Raw genomic sequence first — 19,370 nt, 5'->3', positions numbered from 1 at the left:
GTTGTCGTTCGCGCGGGATTGATCCCGGGAAAAACTAGAACTTGTTCCAGTTTTGGCGTAGCGTGCGAAAAGTGAGCCGAATCGGAGATTTCACCGACGAAGACGTAACCGCCTGGGTGGTCAAGTCACCCGACATCGGCACGGCCATGGCGGGTTTCACCAACGCCGTGTACACCAAGGGCCGCCTGCCGCTGCGCGTGCGGGAACTGGCCCGCGTGGTGATCGCGCTCGACAACGAGTGCGTGGTGTGTCAGAACACCCGCGACTCGGCGGCCGAAGCCGAGGGCGTCGACGAAGACCTGTACAACCACGCGGGCGTGTGGCAGACCTGGCCCGGCTACTCCGACCAGGAGCGCATCGCCGCAGAGTTCGCCCACCGCTTCGCCTCCGACCACACCGGGCTGCGCGACGACGAGGACTTCTGGGCCCGCGCCGCAGCGCATTTCAGCGACGAGCTGCTCACCGACCTCGCGCTGTCATGCGCAATGTGGCTCGGGATGGGCCGGATGCTGCGCACCCTCGACATCGGCCAGGCCTGCAAGATCACGCTCTGAGCGGCTACACCAAGCCGGTCGCGTCGAAAATCCACGACATGTCAGCGGTCGCGAAGTTCTCCAGCCACGACGGCGGGGCGAAGTTCGACAGCGCCCCCATGTCCCAGTAGTCCTTCCACAGCGTCACCTTGCCGTTCTCGACGCGGTGCACGGTGACGAACTTGAGGATCGCGGATTCGCCGGTCTCCCAATGCCATTCCTCGTGATGTTCGTACATGGCGTCGGCGCCGTTGGTCAGCAGCAGGCCGTCGAAGTTCTCGTACGAGGCCAGCGGCTCCAGGCCGATCTTGAGGCGTTTGACGATGTCCTCAGGGCCGCGGGCCGCGGCGGCCGGGCCCACCGGCATGTCCAGGTAGATGCAGTCGTCGGACACGAAGTCCTTCAGCCGCTCCCAATCCCGCGCTGACAGCGCCTGCCACAAACCGTGGACCGTATCCTCAACCGACACTGGCGAACTCACCTTCCTTGGCAACGGGCAGGGCTGGGGTCTGACGGGCGAACCGCAGGAAGCGGCCGGTGCGGGTGGTGCCCACCAGGTCGGTCGGCACCCCGTCGCGCACGACCTGCCGTCCGCTGACGAACACCGCCGCGACGGTGGCATCGTTGCGGTTGACCATGCGTGACAGTCCGCCGTACTGCTCGACGGGGTCCTCGGCGTAGGCGTCGAGCGAATCGTCCAGCCGTTCGGGATCGATGACGACGAGGTCGGCGCGGTCTCCGACGCGCAGGTGCCCGGCGTCCAGGCGGTACCAGTCGGCGAGTTCACCGGTCAGTCGGTGCACGGCCTGCTCGACGGTCAGGAAGGGGGTGCCGGCGCGCTCGGCGTCGCGCACGTGCCGCAGCAGGCGCAGGCCCATGTTGTAGAACGCCATGTTGCGCAGGTGTGCGCCGGCGTCGGAGAAACCGAGCTGGATACCCGGGTCGCGGGCCAGTTTCTTGAGCACCTCGGGGCGGTGGTTGGAAATCGTTGTGCGCCAACGGACATCGCGGCCGTATTCGAGTACCAGGTCGAGGAAGGCGTCCACCGGATGCAGCCCGCGGTCGACGCCGACCTGACCGAAGGTCTTGCCGATGAGGGACTCGTCGGGGCAGCCGACGATCTCGGCGTCGAAGAAGTCGCGGTGCCACACCCGTACGCCGAACTTGTTCTCGTAATCCTTGCGGAACTGGCGGCGGTACTCGTCATTGCGCATGAGGTCGTTGCGCTCGACCTCGTCGCGCAGGTGCAGAGCCGCTGCGCCCGAACCGAATTCCTCGAACACCACGAGGTCGATACCGTCGGCGTACACCTCGAACGGTACGGGCAGGTGCTGCCACCGGAAGTTGCCGCCGAGCTTGTTCACCAGCCGCGCGATGGGCCCCATGATGGTGATGGCGTACGGGTTGGCCTTGATGTCGGCGGCCGACAGCAGGCTCGTCTTGAGGTTCTCGCGGAACAGGCCGAGCGACTGGGCCAACTGCGACACCAGGTTCAGCGGGTTCTGCAGGTCCGGGCCTGACTGCAGGATGCGGCCCGAGCGGCGCAGCTGCGTCTTGAGCCGGCGGAGCTCGCGGGCCTTGGCGTAGGTGGACGGCAGCGTGCGTGACCGGCAGGTGTCGCCGTCGATCTTGTCGAAAAGCAGTTGCTGCGAAGACATTCCGACGAACCCGGCCTGCAGCGCGGCCGCGAGCATCTGTTCCATCTCGGCCTGCTCGGTGCGGGTGGGCCGGACGTCCTTGCGGGTGGCGCGGTCCAGGCCCATGACGGCGGTGCGCATGTCGGAGTGGCCGATGAACGCGGCCACGTTCGGCCCCAGCGGCCGGTTCTCGAGTGCGTTGACGTAACCCTCTGCGGTGTCCCAGGTCTTGTTGTCGTCGACGGCGGTGATGACGTGGTCGCGCGGGATGGCCTCCACCCGGCCGAACAGGTCACCGGCGTCTTCACCGCCGACATGCACCGTGGACAGCGAGCAGGAGCCGAGCATCACGGTGGTCACGCCGTGCCGCAGCGACTCGGCCAGGCCGGGGCCGGCCAGTACCTCGACGTCGTAGTGCGTGTGGATGTCCAGCAGGCCCGGCGTCACCCATTTGCCGGTGGCATCGACGACGTTCGGGCATCCGGTGTCGTCGAGGTCCACGCCGATCGCCACGACGTGTCCAGCGCGGATTCCGATGTCCCGGACCGCGGAAGGCGCGCCGGTTCCGTCGAACCAACGGCCATTGCGGATGATCGTGTCGAACGTCGTTGCAGAGGTCACCTAACTATAGAAGCGTGCCGGTCAGGCCCATGTCAATGAAAAAGTGAACACTTTCTAGAAAATGTCTACTCGTCCTGGGGAAACCTTGTGACGTCGCTCGGGATCAGGGCGGATACTGGCTCGGGTGACCCCCTTGCAGCGGTACATCGCCGAGGAAATCGCCACCGACCACGTCGACGGATTGCTGTCCCGTCGTGAGGCGCTGCGCAGGCTCGCGCTCCTGGGCGTGGGTACTGCGGCCGCCAGTGCGCTGATCGCGGCCTGCGGTGAGAATCGGGGCACCACTGCGGCTACCACGTCGAGCCCGACGTCGGGCAAGCCGTCGACCGAGCCTGGCCCGCCGCCCGGTATGGAGAACGCCATCCAGCCCGCGCCCATCACCTGGGCCGACGGCAAGCTGCAGGGATCGTGGGCCGCGGCCGCCCAGCCACGCGGCGGCGTCCTGGTGATCCACGAGAACAAAGGCCTGAACGATTGGGTGCGGTCGGTGGTCGGCCGCCTCGGCGGTATCGGGTACTCGGCGCTGGGCATCGACCTGTTGTCGGCGCAGGGCGGCACCGCGGCCTTCGCCGATCCGGCCGAGGCCACCGCGGCGCTGGGCAAGATTCCGCCCGACCAGTTCGTCGCCGACCTGCGGTCCGGGCTCGACGAAGTGCAGCGGCGGACGCCCGGCGGGAAACTCGCGGTGCTCGGATTCTGCTTCGGCGGTGGGCTCACGTGGCAGCTCCTGGCCGCCGGCGAGCCGAGGCTCGCGGCGGCGTTGCCGTTCTACGGTCCGCTGCCCGACCCGCACGACTTCGCCGGCTCGAAACAGGCTGCGGTGCTGGCCTTTTACGGCGCCAAGGACGCGCGCGTGACGGCGAGCAAGGACGCGGCGGCAGCCGCGCTCGAGCAGGCCGGCATGGTTCATCAGATCGTCGTGGAGCCCGACGCCGATCATGCGTTCTTCAACGACTCGGGCCAGCGGTACAACCCCACCGCGGCCGCCGACGCCTGGGCGCAGACGCAGTCCTGGCTGCAGAGGTACCTGGCATGACGACGAGACGCGTCCCGGCGGCGCTCGTGGTTGCCGCGGCAGTCGCCACCGCGGTGACCGCCGCGTGTTCGGCTCCGGTCCCGGCGCCGAACAGCACTCCGACGACCAGCGCGGTGCCGGTGACCGGCCCGGTGCAGGGACCGGCAATCACCATCACCGCGCTCAACTTCGGCGACCCGCTCACCGTGCCTCCCGGCGCAAAGATCACCGTCGTCAACAGTGACGATGTCGCGCATACCGTGACGTCAAAGGTGAAGGGGCAGTTCGACGTCAAGGTCGGCGGCAACGCGCAGGCGACGTTCACCGCACCCACCACGCCGGGCCGCTACCCGTACTTCTGCGTGTACCACCCGGGGATGGTCGGTGTCCTGATCGTCCGGTAACCGGTCAGCGCGGGGGTGTCCAGCTGACCGGCAGGCGCTTGATGCCGTGGATGAACTGCGACCACAACCGGTCGGGCTCGTCGGTGGCCGTCAGGTCGGGTACGCGGCGGTGAATCTCCTCGAACGCCACGGCGATCTCGCGACGGGCCAGATTCGCGCCCAGGCAGAAGTGTGCGCCACCGCCGCCGAAGCCCAGGTGCGGATTGGGGTTGCGGTGTACGTCGAACAGCCACGGGCGGTCGAATTTCGCCTCGTCCCGGTTGGCCGAGCCGTACCACAGCGTAACCTTCTGCCCGGCTTGCATTTTCACGCCGCTCAGCTCGAAGTCCTGCGTCAGGGTCCGGCGCATGTACACGACGGGGGAGGCCCAGCGGATGATCTCCTCGACCGCCGTGGGTGCCACCGCGTCGTAGTCGGACCACCACTGGCCCCGCTGCTCCGGGAACCGGCTGAGCGTCAGTACCCCATGGCTGATCGCATTGCGTGTGGTTTCGTTCCCCGCGACCACCAGCAGGATGAAGAACGACGCCACCTCGCTCGAGGTGAGTCGTTCTCCGTCGACCTCGGCCTGCACCAGGGCGGTGGTGAGGTCGTCGTGGGGGTTGACGCGCCGGTCATCGGCCAAGGCGGTGGCATAGCCGCCGATGTCCATCGCGCAGCGGAAGAACTCCTCGTAATCGGTGGTCAGATCGGGATCGCCGAAGCCGAGAATGATGTTGGTCCAGTGGAAGATCCGTTCGTGATCCGGCTCCGGGATGCCCATCATGTCGCAGATGATCTGCAGCGGCAGGGGACCGGCCAGGTCGGCCACGATGTCGCCGTGGCCGTCGGGATGGCGCTCGATCATCGACTCGACCAGGCTCCGCGCCCGGTTGCGCACCGAGGCCTCCGTCCGCGCCACCACTTTCGGGGTGAACGCGCTGCGCACGATGTTGCGCAGCCGCGTGTGCCGCGGGTCGTCCATCACGATCATCGAGCCGAAATACTCGGCCAGTTCCGGCGTCTGCTCGGGGATCGTGATGCCGTCGGCGGAGCTGAAGATGTGTGGGTGGCGACTGGCGAAGTACACGTCGTCGTAGCGCGTGAGGGCCCAGTGGCCGGGGCCCGTTTCAAATCCCTCCTGGGCCAGTTCGCCGTGGAAGGCGATGGGTGCCTCGCGACGCAGCGTGGCGAACGCACCGTCCCGGAACCCGTCGTTCCGGCCCCAGAACCGGACCGAACCGAGGTCGATGTCGGACAGTGCGAGGTCCGCCGGCGGTGCGCCGTTGTCGAGTAACGCGATGGCCATCCTCGGAGCGTAAAGCCCGGTCGTACCGCACCGCGGGAGAATCGGCTGCGAACTGTCCACCGGACGTGATAGTTCCTTGTGGTGCGCAACCCACATGCAGGACAACCGTTTACGACCTCCGATGAGGACATCGCCCGCGCTCTGCTGGACGTCAGCATCCCCACGCTGATGCTGTCGCTGGTGCACATGTCCGGTGATCCGGAGCTGATCCGCGGTGCCCTGCGCCCTGCCGGGCTGTTCCTCAACGAGGTCCAGGGCTACATGTCCGAGGACGACAAAGCGGCGGTGCGCACCCTGGCGCTGAAGGTGATCACCGACTACCGCGACCGCGGCTGCCCCGAGCCGGCACCGATCGGCGCCGAGCTGCTCAAGGAGATGATGGAGTGGCTGGTCTGCGAACCGGTCCCCGACGAATACGTGCCGATGGTGCTGGAGGAGATGGAGCTCGACGGTACGGACGTCCGCGCCGGCGCCGCAGGACGTGACGCCGAATCGGCCGCGGACTTTCCGGTCGTCGTCATCGGCTGCGGCGAATCGGGACTGCTCGCCGGTATCCGCTTGAAAGAGGCCGGAATTCCGTTCACCATCATCGAACGCGCCGCCGGTGTCGGTGGCACCTGGTGGCACAACAGCTATCCCGGCGCCCGTGTCGATGTCGGAAATCACTTCTACTGCTACAGCTTCGAACCCAGCGACCACTGGACGCAGTTCTTCGCCGAACAACCCGAACTGCAGGCGTATTTCGAACGCATCCTGGACAAGTACGGCATCCGCCCGCACGTCCGGTTCGAAACCGAGGTCACCGGCGCACGATGTGATGAGGCGACCGCGCTGTGGCAGGTCACCGTCCGCAACGCGGACGGCACGTCGGACACGGTCTCGGCGCGCGCCGTGATCAGCGCCGTCGGGCAACTCAATCGGCCTTATCTGCCGCCCATCTCGGGGCGCGCCGACTTCGCGGGCCCGTCATTCCATTCGGCGCAGTGGGATCACGACGTCGACCTCACCGGCAAGCATGTCGCGATGGTCGGCGCCGGTGCCAGCGGCTTTCAGATAGCGCCGTCGATCGCCGGAAAAGTGGCTTCGCTCAATATCTTTCAGCGAACCGCGCAATGGATGTTCCCCAACCCCAACTACCACGCCATGGTCGGCGACGGCGTCAAGTGGGCACTGAAGCACCTGCCGTTCTACGGACGCTGGTACCGCTTCCTGCTGTTCTGGCCCGGCTGCGACAAGGGCCTGGCCGCGGCCCGCGTCGACCCGGACTACCCGGACCAGGGGCGCGCGGTCAGTGAGATCAACGACGTCACCCGAATCATGTTCACCGAGTGGATCAAAGGCCAGATCGGTGACGATCCGGACCTGCTGGCGAAGGTCATCCCGGACTATCCGGCGACCGGTAAGCGGACATTGCAGGACAACGGCAGCTGGCTCCAGACGCTGACTCAGGACCACGTCGAACTCATCCGCACGCCCATCGCGCGCATCGAGCACGACGCCGTCGTGACGGCCGACGGGCAGCGACATCCCGCCGATGTGATCGTGTACGCCACCGGATTTCACGCCGGAAAGGTGCTGTGGCCCATGACCATCGTCGGCCGCGACGGCCGGGTCCTGGCCGAGCAGTGGGGTGAACGGCCCACGGCATATCTCGGCATCACGGTCCCGGGCTTCCCGAACTTCTTCTGCATGTACGGTCCCGGCACCAACCTCGCCAGTGGCGGCAGCCTGATCTTCCATTCGGAATGCCAGATGCGTTACATCTCAGAGTGTTTGGACCTACTGCTGGCCGGTCACGGTCGGTGGATGGAACCGCGGCCCGAGAAGCTCGACGACTGGGTGCAGCGCAGCCAGGCCGAGATGCGCACCATGGTGTGGTCGCAGCCGTCCATCAAGCACTCGTTCTACAAGAACGCCGACGGCGACGTCTACACGCTCAGCCCGTGGCGGCTGGTCGACTACTGGACCTGGACGCGGAACGCCGACCCGGAGGACTACACCTTCGGGTGAGCGGCCCGCGCGGTCAGGTGTTGACGGCCTCGTCGTCCGGCAGATCGTGCCGGACGACCCGCACCCGCCCGTGGGGCAGGCACGCGGCGTAGCCGTGGTGCTTGCCGTAGAGCTCCCACGAGGTGTGCTCCTGGTCGGTGGGCACGTCGATGCGGTGTCCGTCGGCGAACGCCAGATGCAGGCTGCCGTTGTCATCCCACTCGGCGTGCGTGCACTTCTGGCCGGCGAAATCGAACAACGGCCGTTCCTGCTTGCGCACGTCGGCCGGGTTGATCGCGACGACCTCCTGCGGGTCGGTCTCGGTGGCAGGCAGGGTCAGGGCCAGCGGTGCCGAGATGACGAGCTCGTTGTAGTCCTCCATGTCCAGCACCAGTCCGTCGCGGAAGGAGATCCGCTGCACTGCGCATCCTGTTATCCACTGTTCGGTCATAACCCACTGTGTTACGACCTGGCCCGGTGCGCAACATCGTGCGGTGAACTCGTCCGGTACGGGGTACGTGTACCTGATACCGGTCGGCTGAACTGGAGGTACTGACCATGGTCACCATCGCATCGCCGTCGACATACCGACTGCCGCACACCGCGGTCTGGCGCCTGGCCGTCACGATCGTCGCGGCGCTCATGTTGCTGGTCCTGACGAGCGTGAGCGTCCCGAAAGCCCGCGCCGACGACCGGCTGCAATTCACCGGCGCCCTGCTCAGCGGTGGGACGTTCAACGGCGCGAGCCTGGCCGGGCGTCCGGCGGTGCTGTGGTTCTGGACGCCGTGGTGCCCGTTCTGCAACGCCGAGGCCCCCGGCGTGCATGCGGTGGCAGCGGCCAATCCGAACGTCGCGTTCGTCGGGATCGCGGCGCACGCCGACCCGGGCGCGATGAGCGCCTTCGCCGGCAAGTACGGACTGAACTTCCCGACCATCAACGACGCCGACGGGTCCATCTGGGCGCGCTACCAGGTGCCCTGGCAGCCGGCCTATGTCTTCTACCGGGCCGACGGCACCTCGACGTTCGTCAACAATCCGACGTCGGCGATGCCGGAATCGGAACTGGCCGAACGGGTTTCGGCATTGACCAGGTGAACGGGCTGTCGCTGGCCTTCGTGGCGGGCGTCGTCGCCGCGCTGAACCCGTGCGGTTTCGCGATGCTGCCCGGCTATCTGGCGCTGGTCACGCAGGGCGGCCGCACCGGCCCCGCGCCGGCGCTGATCCGTGCGGTCACCGCCACCATCGTGATGGCGCTCGGTTTCGCGACGGTCTTCGCCGCGTTCGGGGTGCTGGCCGTGTCGGTCGCCGACCTGGTGCAGCGATACCTGCCGGTGGCGACGCTGCTGATCGGCGTCGTCCTGGTGATAGTCGGGGTGGGTCAGGTGCTGGGCCGGCCCCTGTTGTCGTTGCGGTTGGCGGGGGCGGCGGCGGCCGGCGCACCCGACGCCCGGCTCGGGTCGATGTTCGGTTACGGCATCGCGTACGCGCTGGTATCGGTGTCCTGCACCATCGCCCCGTTTCTGGCGGTGACCGGGATCGGCTTGCGGGACAAGAACATCGGTGCGTCGGCCGGCTATCTGGGCGCCTACGTCGCCGGCTTCGCGGCCCTCGTCGGGGTGCTGGCGGTGACCGCGGCGGTGTCCGGGTCGGCGGTTGCGGACCGGTTGCGGGGCTGGACGCGCTGGGCACCGATGATCGGCGGTGTCCTGCTGGTGATTTCGGGTCTCTACGTCGCCTACTACGGCGGCTACGAGTTGAGATTGCGGGGGAGTGTCGGGACCGATCCGGTGATCGCGGTCGCCGGCCGGATCCAGCAGCAACTCGCCGGCTGGGCGTACCGCCTGCCGTGGCCACTGGCCGCCGCGGCAGTTATCGCAGCCGGCGTGGCCGTCATCCTGGGTATCCGGAACCGGCGACGACGCAACGTCGCCCGCGGCCGCGACAGCTGAGCGCTACCGGTTGACGAGCGGGAAGGCCAGCGCGCAGCCGGATTCGATGGAGTGTGCCCAGGCGTCTTGCTCGGCAGAGGCCCGCAGGTGCCGGGGTCGTGCGGTCCAGCCGCAGGTGCAGGTGGCGTAGGAGCAGCCGAGGCCGCGGACATGAACGCCCACCTCGCCGTGGGACACCGAAGTCGGTGTGGTGAGTGGCGGTGCCGTCATGATGCTGACCTCCTGGCTGGTCTTGTCGACGATTCTCCCGCCGCCCCATCACGGGAAGCAGTAGCGACAGGTCACAACTAGGCCACTGCATACCTCCGCCGGCCGGCCTTCAACGTGCGGCGCACAATCGGGCCACGCCGTGCAGCATCGGCGAAGATGGCAAATACTGATAACGGTTTGAACACAGCGCCGTGGCCAACTGGCAAATCACCGCAGGTCGGTGGCTTATGGACGGGTGCATTGTGGCGCAGGTTACGGGTAAAGTCACCGGTCAAAGGGTGGCTTGTCTCACCGCGATTCCGGATAGTTCCCGCACGCCGAAGCGCGCGTCATCGCCGGTCGTGCGCCGCCGTTATGCGTTTTTCTGAAGGGGTTGTTTGCGTGGACGCGGTGCTCGGGTTGGCCATGACTCCGTCGTCCATCGGCCTGGTCCTGGTCGAGGGCAATGACGTGGACGGTTTCACCATGGACCACGACGCCGTGGAGATCATGAACTCCGACGACGCCACCGCGGCCGTGCTGCGCAGCGAGGCCCTGGCGGCGACGCGGGGGCTGCGGCTCAAGTCGATCGGGCTGACGTGGAGCGACGACGCCGACGCCGAAGCCTCGATGCTCATGCAGTCGCTGTCGGAGTCCGGTTTCGACAATGTGGTGCCGGTGCGCTTCCCGGAGGCGAACGAGGCGGTGGTCCGCGGAATCGCCGACGCGCTGGGCTGTGGCACCACCGCCGTGTGCACGATCGAGCCGGAATTTGCGATCACCATGATCGTGCACGCGGCCAGCGGCGCCGTCCACACGGCCGTGAACCACTCCATCGGCTCGCGAGCGGGGCTCACCAGCTGGCTCAGCGCGGTGTTCGCCCGCGCGGACTGGCAGCCGGAGGCCCTGGTGGTGATCGGCTCCGCCGGTAACTTCGAGGCCATCCTGCCGGGGCTGCAGGACGCGCTGTCGGTGCCGGTGTTCACGCCGGAGGAAGCTGATCTGGCCCTCGCCCGTGGTGCGGCGCTGGTGTCGGTGCGGTCGGGCGACTCGGACCTGTCGGAGCCGTACTACTTCGGCGACGTGCCGCGTCCCGACGAATGGGCCGGACAGGATTTCGGCTGGGACCCGACGTTCGATGCTTTCGAGGAGGAGTTCGAGCGACCCGCGTTCGCGCCCGCCGGTCGGCACCGGTCGAGCGGTTCGTCGCGGTGGGAGAAGGTGCCGAGCTCGCCCGCGCTGCCCCTGACCATGCTGGCCGTCGGGTCGACGGCGTTCGTGGCATCGGTGTCGATGGCTGTCACGCTGCAGTTCCTGCCCTCGCGCGGCGCTCCGTCGACGTCGGTCACCAAGAGCCCGCGGCCCGCGGCCGCCGAGCAGGCCGTCGCGCCGGTCGAGCCGCCGACGGTGCACGTGGCGCCCGCCGCCGAGCCGTCGGCCGAGCTGTCGGCACCCGTCGAAGCGCCACTGTCCGATGCGCCGGTGGTCGAGCCGCAAGCGGCTCCCGTCGTCGAACCCGAACCGGCAGCGCACCCCGACGGCCTGCCGCCTGCCGAGGTGCCACCTTCCGCCACGGACATCCCGCCGGTGGAGATGCCGTCCAACGCGGTCGCGGTCGCCGTACCGGCGGACGGCCCGGCACCGGCCGTTCCGGCGCCTGCCGATGCCGCGGCGCCGGCCGAGCCCGCCGCCCCGCCGCAGTAAATCCTCAGGTCGTTCCACATTCGCCGGGCCGGGCGCGTGCGGCTGACCGAAGTAACGTCCGGAGCCGAACTACGATATGTAGTGAACGTATCCCGGACCGGAGGATGGACCCCTTGCCCAAAACTGTGCGTTATGCGCTGGCCGTCGCCGCATCTGCGGTGATGATGCTGAGCGGCTCCGTGGGTGCTGCTGTCGCGGCGTTGCCCGAGTCCCTTCCGGTCGCCACGATCAGCCCGAGTGGCGGCCCCGCCGTCGGTGTCGGGATGCCCGTCACGGTGACGTTCAGCCGGCCGGTCGCAGACCGGGGACGCGCCGAGCGGACCATCGAGTTCTCGTCGCCGAAGATGACGAAGGCGCCCGCCGGGACGTTCTCGTGGCCCGCGGACAACAAGATGCAGTTCACGCCCAGCACGTACTGGCCGGCGCACTCGTCCATCATGGTGTCGGTCGGCGGGGTCAAGCAGTCGTTCGAGACCGCCACGGCCACCCTCGGTGTCGCGAGCATCAGCGGGCACACCTTCACGGTGAGCATCGACGGGCAGGTCGTGAAGACGATGCCGGCGTCCATGGGCAAGCCCAAGCATCCGACACCGGTGGGGTCGTTCACCGCGATGTCGAAGGAGAATCCTGTCGTCATGGATTCGCGGACCATCGGCATCCCGCTCAACGACCCCGAGGGCTACAAGCTGACGGTCTACTACGCCGTGCGGGTGACCTCGGGCGGCGTCTACGTGCACGCGGCGCCGTGGTCCGTTGCGCAGCAAGGCAGTTCGAACGTGAGTCACGGCTGCATCAACCTGAGCACCGACAACGCGCAGTGGTACTACAACCAGGTCAACATCGGCGACCCGATCATCATCAACTCCTGAGCGCCTGCGCCGTCACCTCGTCGGCGGGCAGGAACGCTTCGATGCTCAACTCCACCGCCGTGAGGTCCAGCGCGGTGCCGAAAGTGGTGACGGTGCTGATGAAGGTCAGTACCCGGCCGTCCGGGCCGTCGACCTCCAGCGGCACCGCGACCCCGCCGAGATCGGACGAGTCGACGTCGCCACCGGGGTAGGCCTCGATCTCGGTCAGCAGGTCGTGGAGCTCCTCCGACGCGCTGGCGGAAACCTCGCGGCGCAGCCTGCCGAGCACGTGGTGCCGCCACTGGCCGAGATTGCGAATCCGGGGCGCCAGGCCGTCTGGGTGCAGTGAGATGCGAAGCGCGTTGGGCGATTCGAGCAACCGCGGAGCGACGTCCTGGAGCAGTACGGCGATGCCGGCGTTGGCGGCGACGATGTTCCACAGGTGGTCGACGGCCAGGCACGGAAACGGTTCGTATGCGGCGAGGACGCGATCGATCCCGGTGCGTACCGCGCTCATCTCCGGATCGTCGAGTGACCGCTCGGCGAACACGGGCGCATGACCCGCCGCCAGCAGTAGCCGGTTCTGTTCTCGCGCAGGGACATCGAGCACGCTGCCGAGCTTGAGCACCATGGCGCGGCTCGGCGTCGATCGGCCGGTCTCGATGAAACTGAGATGGCGCGCCGAGACGTCGGCCTCGATCGCCAGGTCGAGCTGGCTGATGCGCCGCCGCTGGCGCCACTGCCGCATCAGCGTTCCGAAAGGTTGCGGCGATCGTGTCGGGGCAGCGCTGGCGGCGGTCACGATCCCAGTGTCGCGGTTGGCCGTCCCGGTGGCGACTACCTGTCAGGTAATTGCGGCAATTACCTGATGCGGACAGCCTCGAATCATGCGCACGAACCACACAACCCAACCACCGCCGCAGTCCCCGCCAGTGTGGCTGCGTGCCGTCATGGCGGCCGACCGAACCGGATCGGCGTGGTACGTCGGTACCGGATTCTTCTTCGCGCCGGTGTTGATGCTGGTGTCGCCCTGGCCCGTGCTGACGACCGTGCTGTGGGTGGTCATCGCCGTCACCGGCTTGTGGCTGGGCCTGCTCGGTGTCGCGATGGCGACGGGCCTCGCCATGGTGCTGCGCTCCGGCGAGGAGCTGTCCGACGACTACTGGCAGTCCCTGCTCGACTATCCGGGCGGGCCCAAGATCACTGCGCGACAGCTGGTTTCGCGTTAGCGCCGGTGTAGTCGACCTGCCAGTGCTTGATGCCGTTCAGCCAGCCGGACCGCAGCCGCTCCGGCTCGCTGAGCGGACGCAGGTCCGGCAGGTGGTCGGCGATCGCGTTGAACATCAGGTCGATCGTCATGCGGGCCAGGTTCGCCCCGATGCAGTAGTGGGCGCCGGTCCCGCCGAAGCCGACGTGCGGGTTCGGATCACGCATGATGTTGAACGTGTACGGGTCGTCGAACACCTCTTCATCGAAGTTGGCCGACCGGTAGAACATCACCACCCGCTGGCCCTTCTTGATCGGCACTCCGCTGAGTTCGGTGTCCTGCGTCGCGGTGCGCTGGAACGAGGTGACCGGCGTCGCCCAGCGGACGATCTCGTCGGCTGCCGTCGCCGGGCGTTCGCGCTTGAACAGTTCCCACTGGTCCGGGTGCTCGGCGAAGGCCATCATGCCCTGCGTGATGGTGTTGCGGGTCGTCTCATTGCCCGCCACCGCCAGCAGGATGACGAAGAATCCGAACTCGTCGTCCGAGAGCTTGTGTCCCTCGACGTCGGCCTGCACCAGCCGGGTCACCAGATCGTCGCGCGGGTTGGCGCCCCGGTCGGCGGCCATGGCCATGCCATACATGATCAGTTCGACCGACGCCGTGATGGCGTCATTGCCGGCGAATTCGGGGTCCATGTCGCCGACCATCTGATTGGACCAGTGGAACAGCTTCTTCCGGTCTTCCTGCGGCACGCCCATCAGTCCGGCGATGGCCTGCAGCGGCAGCTCACACGACACCTGCTCGACGAAATCGCCGTAGCCCTGCGTGGCTGCCTCCTGCACGATCTGTTGTGCGCGCCGGCTCAGTTCGTCGCGCAGTAGTTCGATGGCCCGCGGCGTGAACATGCGGGAGATGATCTTGCGCAGGTGGGTGTGGTGTGGCGCGTCCATGTTGAGCAGCACGAATTTGCCGCGCTCGATCTGCTCGGTGACAGTGCCGTCCTGGTACCGCGGGATGGCCGTCTTCACCTGGCTGGAGAACACGTCGCTGCGGCGCGACACCTCCTTGACGTCTTTGTGCCGCGTCACCACCCAGTAGCCACCGTCGTCGAAGCCACCCTTGCCCATGGGCTGTTCGTTCCACCAGATCGGCGCGACGTGGCGCAGTTCGGCCAGCTCCGTGACCGGCAGCCGCTGCGCGTAGATGTCGGGGTCGGTGAAGTCGAATCCCGCTGGGATGTTGGGTGCCGCCATGTGACGCTCCTCACTCTGCAACGTGTTCCAATTTAGTACCGCGTGCCGGTCGGAGCCGCAAGGTTATGCCGATAATTCGGCCCGGATTCTGGGCGAATGGCGATGCCCGCCGAACGTACGGGCACTATTCGTCGTAGCCGATCCGGCTGTTGCAGGTCCGCCGCGGCGCGGGACGCCAGCCGGGATTCGTACGGCCGCACCACATTGATCCGGCAAATTCCCAGCAATACCGCAGTCACCTGTAGCACCATTGGTTACCGGAGACGGACGGGAGGGCAACACATGAGAATCCTGGACAGCGTCAAATTCCGCGCCGTAGGTCTGGCCTGCGCAGCGTTGCTGCTGCCGGTCACGCCGGCCGCCGCCGCGTGGGCCGACGACACCGCGCCGGTCGACCTCTCGGCCGCGCCGATCGATCCGCCGCCGCCCGTGGCTCCCAAGCCGGCTCCGGTCGGGAAGCCGGTCCCGGTGGCGAACGCCGCACCGGTGCCGCACCTGTCCAGTCCCGAGAATCTGCCGCCGTACACCACGACCACTGCGGAAGGTTCGCAGGACACCGACCAGCTGTCGTATCTGCGCGATGTGTGGCACGCCGTCCAGGAACGCGAGATCAGCCCGAAGCAGGCCCTCGTGCTGCTGGCGCAGCGCCCGATGGACGCCGACGCGGCACCGCCCGCGGGGATGCCCGCCGGTCCGCAGGCACCGGTCGCAGCTCCGGCGCCCGCGCCGGAGGACCCGGTCGGCTAGTTCGGCCGGCCCGCGTCGCGCACGGCCGTGAGTGCCTGGTCGACAATCCGATAGCACTCGCACGCGATCTGCCGGAGTCCGACGCGGTCGACGATCTCGATGTTGCCGCGCCGGTAGGTGATCAAACCCTCGCGCTGCATCCGCGCCGCCGTGTCCGAGATGGTCGGACGCTGCACACCCAGCATCTGCGACAGGCTTTCCTGGGTGCTCGAGAATTGTTGGCAGTCGTATCGGTCATGGGCGGCCAGGAGCCAGCGCGCCAGCCGTGCCCGCACCGAGTGCTGGCTGATGCACAGCACGTTCTGGGCCGTCTGGATGAGCAGATAGTCGGTGAACCTGTCGATCGCGTCGTGCCACGGACCCCCTTCTGTGGTCGCCCGGAGAAATTCGGCAACCGGTACGTAGGCGGTGTCGCCGGCACACCAGCAGATGACGGTCTGGCGGCTGTTGCGGGCACCCAGGTGACCGGCGATGCCGACCAGGCCTTCTGATCCGACGGTTCCCACTTCGATACCGGTGCCGTGTTCGGATTCGGCCAGCACCGAATAGACCGAGTCGAGGGGAAAGTGGATGTGGCTCAACGGGGTTCCGGCCCGTTGCGCGACGTGGCCGATGGGGCTGAAGTCGACCTGGATGTGCGGCAGCAATCGATCGAGGCGGTCGCTGTCGAAGGTTGCAAGCACCGCGTTGCGGTGCAGATCGCTCACCGAACCCCCAAGCCCACTCATGCAAGCTACTCGACAGGTGTGCCGTGCCGATATGAACTCGCCACTTTGGCGTTTGCTATGTCAGAGAGCTGACATAGCGGCTAGTATTTGCGGGCCGACCGTCAGCGCGGCCCGGCTTAGCCCTCATAGAGATCGACGATTGGTTCTGTATGCCTGATGCACTGGCCGATGCCGCCGATGCCGCCGATGCCGACAACGCGTCCGAGCACTGGGAGGTCGCCGCGGTACTGGCCGGCGGGGATTCGCCGAAGGCCGGGGGATTCAAGTTCTTCGTCGCCGATCAGCGGTGGGTGTGGTCCGCAGAGGTGGCCCGCATGCACGGCTACGCGCCAGGACAGGTGGAGCCCACGACCGAGTTGCTGCTGAGCCACAAGCACCCTGACGACCGGGCCCGGGTGGCAGAAATCCTGGACCGCGTGCGGTCGGGAGGCCTGTTCAGCAGTCGGCACCGGATCATCGACGTCGATGGCAAGACCCACTGGATGGTGGTGGTCGGTGACCACGTGACCGACGAGTCGGGTCGGGTGATCGGGACGCAGGGCTACTACGTCGATGTCACCGAGACCATGCAAGCCGACCTCACCTCGGAGATCAAAGAGGTCGTGAAGTCCCGCGCCATCATCGAGCAGGCCAAGGGCATCCTGATGGCGGCATACGGCATCGATGCCGACCGCGCGTTCGACATCCTGACGTGGCGCTCGCAGCTGACGCACGTCAAGGTCAAGGCCGTCGCGACACAGTTTCTCGAGGCCGTCATGCGGGAGGGGTTGTCGCCCGAGAGCGTCAGCACGATCGACCGGCTGCTCCTGCCGACCGACCCGGTTGCTACCTAGGTGTGATGTCCGGCGAGGTCTGCGCACAGGCCTGGTACAAATAGATCTACGTAGTAAGTACGTAGATCTATTTGTCGGAGGAGGCACAGGTGCGCATTGAGGCAAGGGTGATGGTGGCGGGAGCGGCATTGGCGGGTCTGGCTGCTCTCGGGGCGCCGCCGGCAGGTGCGGCTGCCGAAAAATGCCCGCATGAAGTGGGCTCACATCAACGGCTGACCGATGCAGGCGGCGCAGTGGTGCAGGATTGGACGCTGACCGGGCTGCACGCCAGCGCCGACGCCGCTCCCGGGTACCCCCTGGCAGGGCGGCTGTGGGAGGCGACGGTGACGGTCCGGGCGGTCAGCGGCGCGGTGACCCCGGTGATTCCGAACTTCTCGGCCATGGGGACCGACCACCGGAGCTACCCTGTGTTGTGGCAACTGGCCAGCCCGGCAGGGGTGTCCGGCGCAACACTGGCCGAAGGTCAAACTGCCACCGGCAAAGTGTATTTCGACGTCACCGGCGCCGATCCGGCGATGGTGTCCTACTCGTCCGGTGGCCCCAAACCTGCGATGATGTGGTGTGACATGGCCGCAATGGGACCGATGATGAACATGCCGATGGACGACTGCCCGTGCTGTGGCCCCGACTGCGCATGCTGTGGTCCTGGCCGCAATGGCATGGGCGGATAACCGGACTCAATCCTGACCTGTTGCCGAATTGCCGGCGGTGATCCGCAGTACCGCGCCGTGGCGCGGCACGGTGGTGATGTTGCGGACGCGCTCGGGCTCCTCGGGCCTGGTGGTGCGCAGTTCCCAGCGGGTCAGAATTTCGGTGAGGATGACGGTGGCCTCGGTGGTGGCGAACCCGGCGCCCAGACAGCGGCGGACGCCGCCTCCGAACGGCAACCAGGTGTTCGGCGGCGGGTTCGTCCCGAGGAAGCGCTCGGGACGGAATCGGTCCGGTTGCGCGTGGTTTCGAGGATCCTTGTGGGCCAACAGAATTGACGTATTGACTACCGTTCCGCGGGGGAGCGATTCACCACCGATCGTCATTGGCTCCGTGAGCTTACGGGCAGTGGAGACGATGACGCTGTGGCGGCGCAGACCTTCCCGGAACACCGCGTCGAGGTACTTGTCGTCGCCGCGGTACGCGGCGGCCCGTGCTGTGGACTGAATTTCGGGGTGCGAGGCCAGTTCCCACAGTGTCCAGGCCAGTGCGGCGGCGGTCGTCTCATGACCGGCGAGCAGCAGCGACACCAGCTGGTCGCGCAACTCGGCGTCGGTCAGCGGGTCGCCGATCGCTTCACCATCGGCTCGGATCAGCCGTGACAGGACATCGCTGCGACTGGCGAGATCAACAGCCGTACGGCGCGACTGAATCTCGCGGTAGAAGATGGCATCGATGCGTTGCTGATTGGCTGCGAAACCCTTCCAGGGCGAAAACTGTTGCAGAAGAGGGAATCTGAATCCTGCGAAGATGGCCGGTGAAATGTTGATGATGGTGCGCAGCCGGTCGACGAGTTCGGCCTTGACCGTCGGATCGGTGACCCCGAACACGACCGTGATGATGATCTCCAGGGTCAGCCGGTTCATCGCCGTGAGCATGGCGACGTCGGTGTTCGGCGCCCATGCCGTCACTTCGGTCCGAGCCTGATCGGTGATCATCGCGCGGTATTCACGCAAGGCTGCGCCGTTGAACGCGGGCATCAGAAGTCCGCGCACCCGGCGATGCGCCTCCTCGTCGACGAGCAGCACCGAATGCTCGCCCAGCACTGCCCCGAGAATCTGGTTGCCTTCGCCGGCGTGCAGCTGGCGCGGGCCGGCCCGGAAGATGTCACCGATGGCCGCAGGCGTGGAGAAGACGACGAGGTCGTCGGCATAAGGCGGTACGTGCAGGCTGAAGACATCGCCGAATCGCTTCCGCAACAGCGGAAGAAACCACTCCCGGTACCTCAGGTACAGCATGCTCTGGAGGTACTTCGGAAGCCGGGGGCCGGGCGGCAACGTCCGCTGGCGTGGCGTCGTCCTCGTCACGCCCATGCCAGCCCCGCCTCGGATACCCGCTCGCGCAGCACGCGGACAAACGTGGCCGCGTCCGTTCCTGTGCCGGCGAAATCGTTCGGGCCCATGACGAGTCGGTGTCCGTCATCGGTGACCGCGACGACAGCGGGGGTGGCATCGCCGGTCAGCTGTGCGACTTCGGCTGTGCGTTCGTTGCGGTGTACCAGGTCGAACGGCACTGCGAGATTGCAGACGACGTCCTTCCACTCCGGGTTGGACCGGAGACCGCGGTGGGTGATTTCGCAGAGCGCGCATTCGGTCGTGCCGCGCAGCTTGCCCAGGACGTAAGCCAGCTCGCCTCGAACTCCGCCATCGCCGTTGTATACGCCGACCAATCCACGAACGACAGTCATCGCCGCCCTCCCCTTTGGTAAACAAATGTT

The 19,370-nt window shown here is 67.1% G+C and carries 22 protein-coding genes; 12 read left to right on the top strand and 10 right to left on the bottom strand.

The window, feature by feature from the left end; genetic code table 11:
- Positions 1-71: 71 nt before the first annotated feature.
- Complete coding sequence (locus ACJH6H_RS10640) at positions 72-554, top strand: carboxymuconolactone decarboxylase family protein (protein ID WP_406774823.1); 483 nt, start codon at positions 72-74, stop codon at positions 552-554.
- Between the two features lie 4 nt (positions 555-558).
- Here ACJH6H_RS10640 and ACJH6H_RS10635 read toward each other — a convergent pair whose 3' ends face one another.
- Positions 559-1,002 (bottom strand): nuclear transport factor 2 family protein, encoded by a 444-nt coding sequence (locus ACJH6H_RS10635; RefSeq protein WP_020100212.1) that lies wholly within the window; start codon positions 1,000-1,002, stop codon positions 559-561.
- Entirely contained in the window at positions 992-2,791 is a 1,800-nt protein-coding gene (locus ACJH6H_RS10630) for an amidohydrolase family protein (protein WP_406774822.1), read from the bottom strand. Before ACJH6H_RS10630 ends, ACJH6H_RS10635 begins: the two co-directional genes overlap by 11 nt.
- A gap of 124 nt (positions 2,792-2,915) precedes the next feature.
- Between ACJH6H_RS10630 and ACJH6H_RS10625 the strand changes: the two genes are divergently transcribed.
- Positions 2,916-3,827 (top strand): dienelactone hydrolase family protein, encoded by a 912-nt coding sequence (locus ACJH6H_RS10625; protein WP_406774821.1) that lies wholly within the window; start codon positions 2,916-2,918, stop codon positions 3,825-3,827.
- Positions 3,824-4,210: a cupredoxin domain-containing protein gene (locus ACJH6H_RS10620; RefSeq protein WP_406774820.1), complete on the top strand. Its 387-nt coding sequence runs from the start codon at positions 3,824-3,826 to the stop codon at positions 4,208-4,210. The genes ACJH6H_RS10625 and ACJH6H_RS10620 overlap by 4 nt, the downstream gene beginning before the upstream one ends.
- A 4-nt stretch (positions 4,211-4,214) precedes the next feature.
- Here the strand turns inward: ACJH6H_RS10620 and ACJH6H_RS10615 are convergent, their stop codons facing one another.
- Positions 4,215-5,498, bottom strand: a complete 1,284-nt coding sequence (locus ACJH6H_RS10615; protein ID WP_406774819.1) for a cytochrome P450 — start codon at positions 5,496-5,498, stop codon at positions 4,215-4,217.
- A gap of 81 nt (positions 5,499-5,579) precedes the next feature.
- On the opposite strand from ACJH6H_RS10615, the gene ACJH6H_RS10610 reads away from it, so the two are divergent.
- Positions 5,580-7,508 carry a flavin-containing monooxygenase gene (locus tag ACJH6H_RS10610; RefSeq protein WP_406774818.1) on the top strand — a complete coding sequence of 643 codons (1,929 nt, stop codon included), beginning with the start codon at positions 5,580-5,582 and terminating at the stop codon, positions 7,506-7,508.
- A gap of 13 nt (positions 7,509-7,521) precedes the next feature.
- Here the strand turns inward: ACJH6H_RS10610 and ACJH6H_RS10605 are convergent, their stop codons facing one another.
- On the bottom strand, positions 7,522-7,938 hold the full coding sequence (locus ACJH6H_RS10605) for a DUF6188 family protein (protein WP_064859370.1): 417 nt from the start codon (positions 7,936-7,938) through the stop codon (positions 7,522-7,524).
- Between the two features lie 191 nt (positions 7,939-8,129).
- Here ACJH6H_RS10605 and ACJH6H_RS10600 point away from each other — a divergent pair, with 191 nt between their 5' ends.
- Both ACJH6H_RS10600 and ACJH6H_RS10595 read left to right on the top strand, forming a co-directional pair.
- The gene (locus tag ACJH6H_RS10600; RefSeq protein WP_064859373.1) at positions 8,130-8,582 is read left to right on the top strand and encodes a redoxin domain-containing protein; all 453 of its coding nucleotides are present in this window, start codon (positions 8,130-8,132) and stop codon (positions 8,580-8,582) included.
- On the top strand, positions 8,579-9,436 hold the full coding sequence (locus ACJH6H_RS10595; protein ID WP_226518499.1) for a cytochrome c biogenesis CcdA family protein: 858 nt from the start codon (positions 8,579-8,581) through the stop codon (positions 9,434-9,436). The genes ACJH6H_RS10600 and ACJH6H_RS10595 overlap by 4 nt, the downstream gene beginning before the upstream one ends.
- A gap of 3 nt (positions 9,437-9,439) precedes the next feature.
- Here ACJH6H_RS10595 and ACJH6H_RS10590 read toward each other — a convergent pair whose 3' ends face one another.
- Positions 9,440-9,646, bottom strand: coding sequence for a hypothetical protein (locus tag ACJH6H_RS10590; RefSeq protein ID WP_226518498.1), 207 nt, complete (start codon positions 9,644-9,646; stop codon positions 9,440-9,442).
- 381 nt (positions 9,647-10,027) lie between these two features.
- Between ACJH6H_RS10590 and ACJH6H_RS10585 the strand changes: the two genes are divergently transcribed.
- Together ACJH6H_RS10585 and ACJH6H_RS10580 are read left to right on the top strand one after the other, a co-directional pair.
- A complete protein-coding gene (locus tag ACJH6H_RS10585; protein WP_226518497.1) occupies positions 10,028-11,329 on the top strand; it encodes a hypothetical protein in 1,302 nt (433 codons plus the stop codon).
- A gap of 104 nt (positions 11,330-11,433) precedes the next feature.
- Entirely contained in the window at positions 11,434-12,198 is a 765-nt protein-coding gene (locus ACJH6H_RS10580; protein WP_406774817.1) for a L,D-transpeptidase family protein, read from the top strand.
- On the opposite strand, the gene ACJH6H_RS10575 is transcribed toward ACJH6H_RS10580, so the two are convergent.
- Positions 12,188-12,925, bottom strand: a complete 738-nt coding sequence (locus tag ACJH6H_RS10575; protein ID WP_226522171.1) for a helix-turn-helix domain-containing protein — start codon at positions 12,923-12,925, stop codon at positions 12,188-12,190. The two genes, ACJH6H_RS10580 and ACJH6H_RS10575, sit on opposite strands and share 11 nt — an antisense overlap.
- A gap of 139 nt (positions 12,926-13,064) precedes the next feature.
- On the opposite strand from ACJH6H_RS10575, the gene ACJH6H_RS10570 reads away from it, so the two are divergent.
- Positions 13,065-13,406: a hypothetical protein gene (locus tag ACJH6H_RS10570; RefSeq protein ID WP_226518496.1), complete on the top strand. Its 342-nt coding sequence runs from the start codon at positions 13,065-13,067 to the stop codon at positions 13,404-13,406.
- Here the strand turns inward: ACJH6H_RS10570 and ACJH6H_RS10565 are convergent.
- Positions 13,378-14,637, bottom strand: a complete 1,260-nt coding sequence (locus tag ACJH6H_RS10565; RefSeq protein ID WP_226518495.1) for a cytochrome P450 — start codon at positions 14,635-14,637, stop codon at positions 13,378-13,380. The genes ACJH6H_RS10570 and ACJH6H_RS10565 overlap by 29 nt on opposite strands.
- Positions 14,638-14,919: 282 nt before the next feature.
- On the opposite strand from ACJH6H_RS10565, the gene ACJH6H_RS10560 reads away from it, so the two are divergent.
- Positions 14,920-15,384 carry a hypothetical protein gene (locus ACJH6H_RS10560; RefSeq protein WP_406774816.1) on the top strand — a complete coding sequence of 155 codons (465 nt, stop codon included), beginning with the start codon at positions 14,920-14,922 and terminating at the stop codon, positions 15,382-15,384.
- Here the strand turns inward: ACJH6H_RS10560 and ACJH6H_RS10555 are convergent.
- Entirely contained in the window at positions 15,381-16,112 is a 732-nt protein-coding gene (locus tag ACJH6H_RS10555; protein ID WP_226518493.1) for a Crp/Fnr family transcriptional regulator, read from the bottom strand. The genes ACJH6H_RS10560 and ACJH6H_RS10555 overlap by 4 nt on opposite strands.
- Positions 16,113-16,261: 149 nt before the next feature.
- On the opposite strand from ACJH6H_RS10555, the gene ACJH6H_RS10550 reads away from it, so the two are divergent.
- Both ACJH6H_RS10550 and ACJH6H_RS10545 read left to right on the top strand, forming a co-directional pair.
- On the top strand, positions 16,262-16,945 hold the full coding sequence (locus ACJH6H_RS10550; RefSeq protein ID WP_226518492.1) for a PAS and ANTAR domain-containing protein: 684 nt from the start codon (positions 16,262-16,264) through the stop codon (positions 16,943-16,945).
- A gap of 110 nt (positions 16,946-17,055) precedes the next feature.
- A complete protein-coding gene (locus ACJH6H_RS10545) occupies positions 17,056-17,616 on the top strand; it encodes a DUF1942 domain-containing protein (protein WP_226522170.1) in 561 nt (186 codons plus the stop codon).
- 6 nt (positions 17,617-17,622) lie between these two features.
- Here ACJH6H_RS10545 and ACJH6H_RS10540 read toward each other — a convergent pair whose 3' ends face one another.
- Complete coding sequence (locus ACJH6H_RS10540; RefSeq protein ID WP_226518491.1) at positions 17,623-18,966, bottom strand: cytochrome P450; 1,344 nt, start codon at positions 18,964-18,966, stop codon at positions 17,623-17,625.
- Positions 18,957-19,340, bottom strand: coding sequence for a hypothetical protein (locus tag ACJH6H_RS10535; protein ID WP_293019888.1), 384 nt, complete (start codon positions 19,338-19,340; stop codon positions 18,957-18,959). The genes ACJH6H_RS10540 and ACJH6H_RS10535 overlap by 10 nt, the downstream gene beginning before the upstream one ends.
- Positions 19,341-19,370 lie beyond the last annotated feature (30 nt).

Source organism: Mycobacterium sp. SMC-21 (assembly GCF_045310825.1).
Taxonomy (GTDB): domain Bacteria; phylum Actinomycetota; class Actinomycetes; order Mycobacteriales; family Mycobacteriaceae; genus Mycobacterium.
Note: the sequence above shows the minus strand (reverse complement) of the source record. Positions and strands in the feature narration are given on the sequence as shown.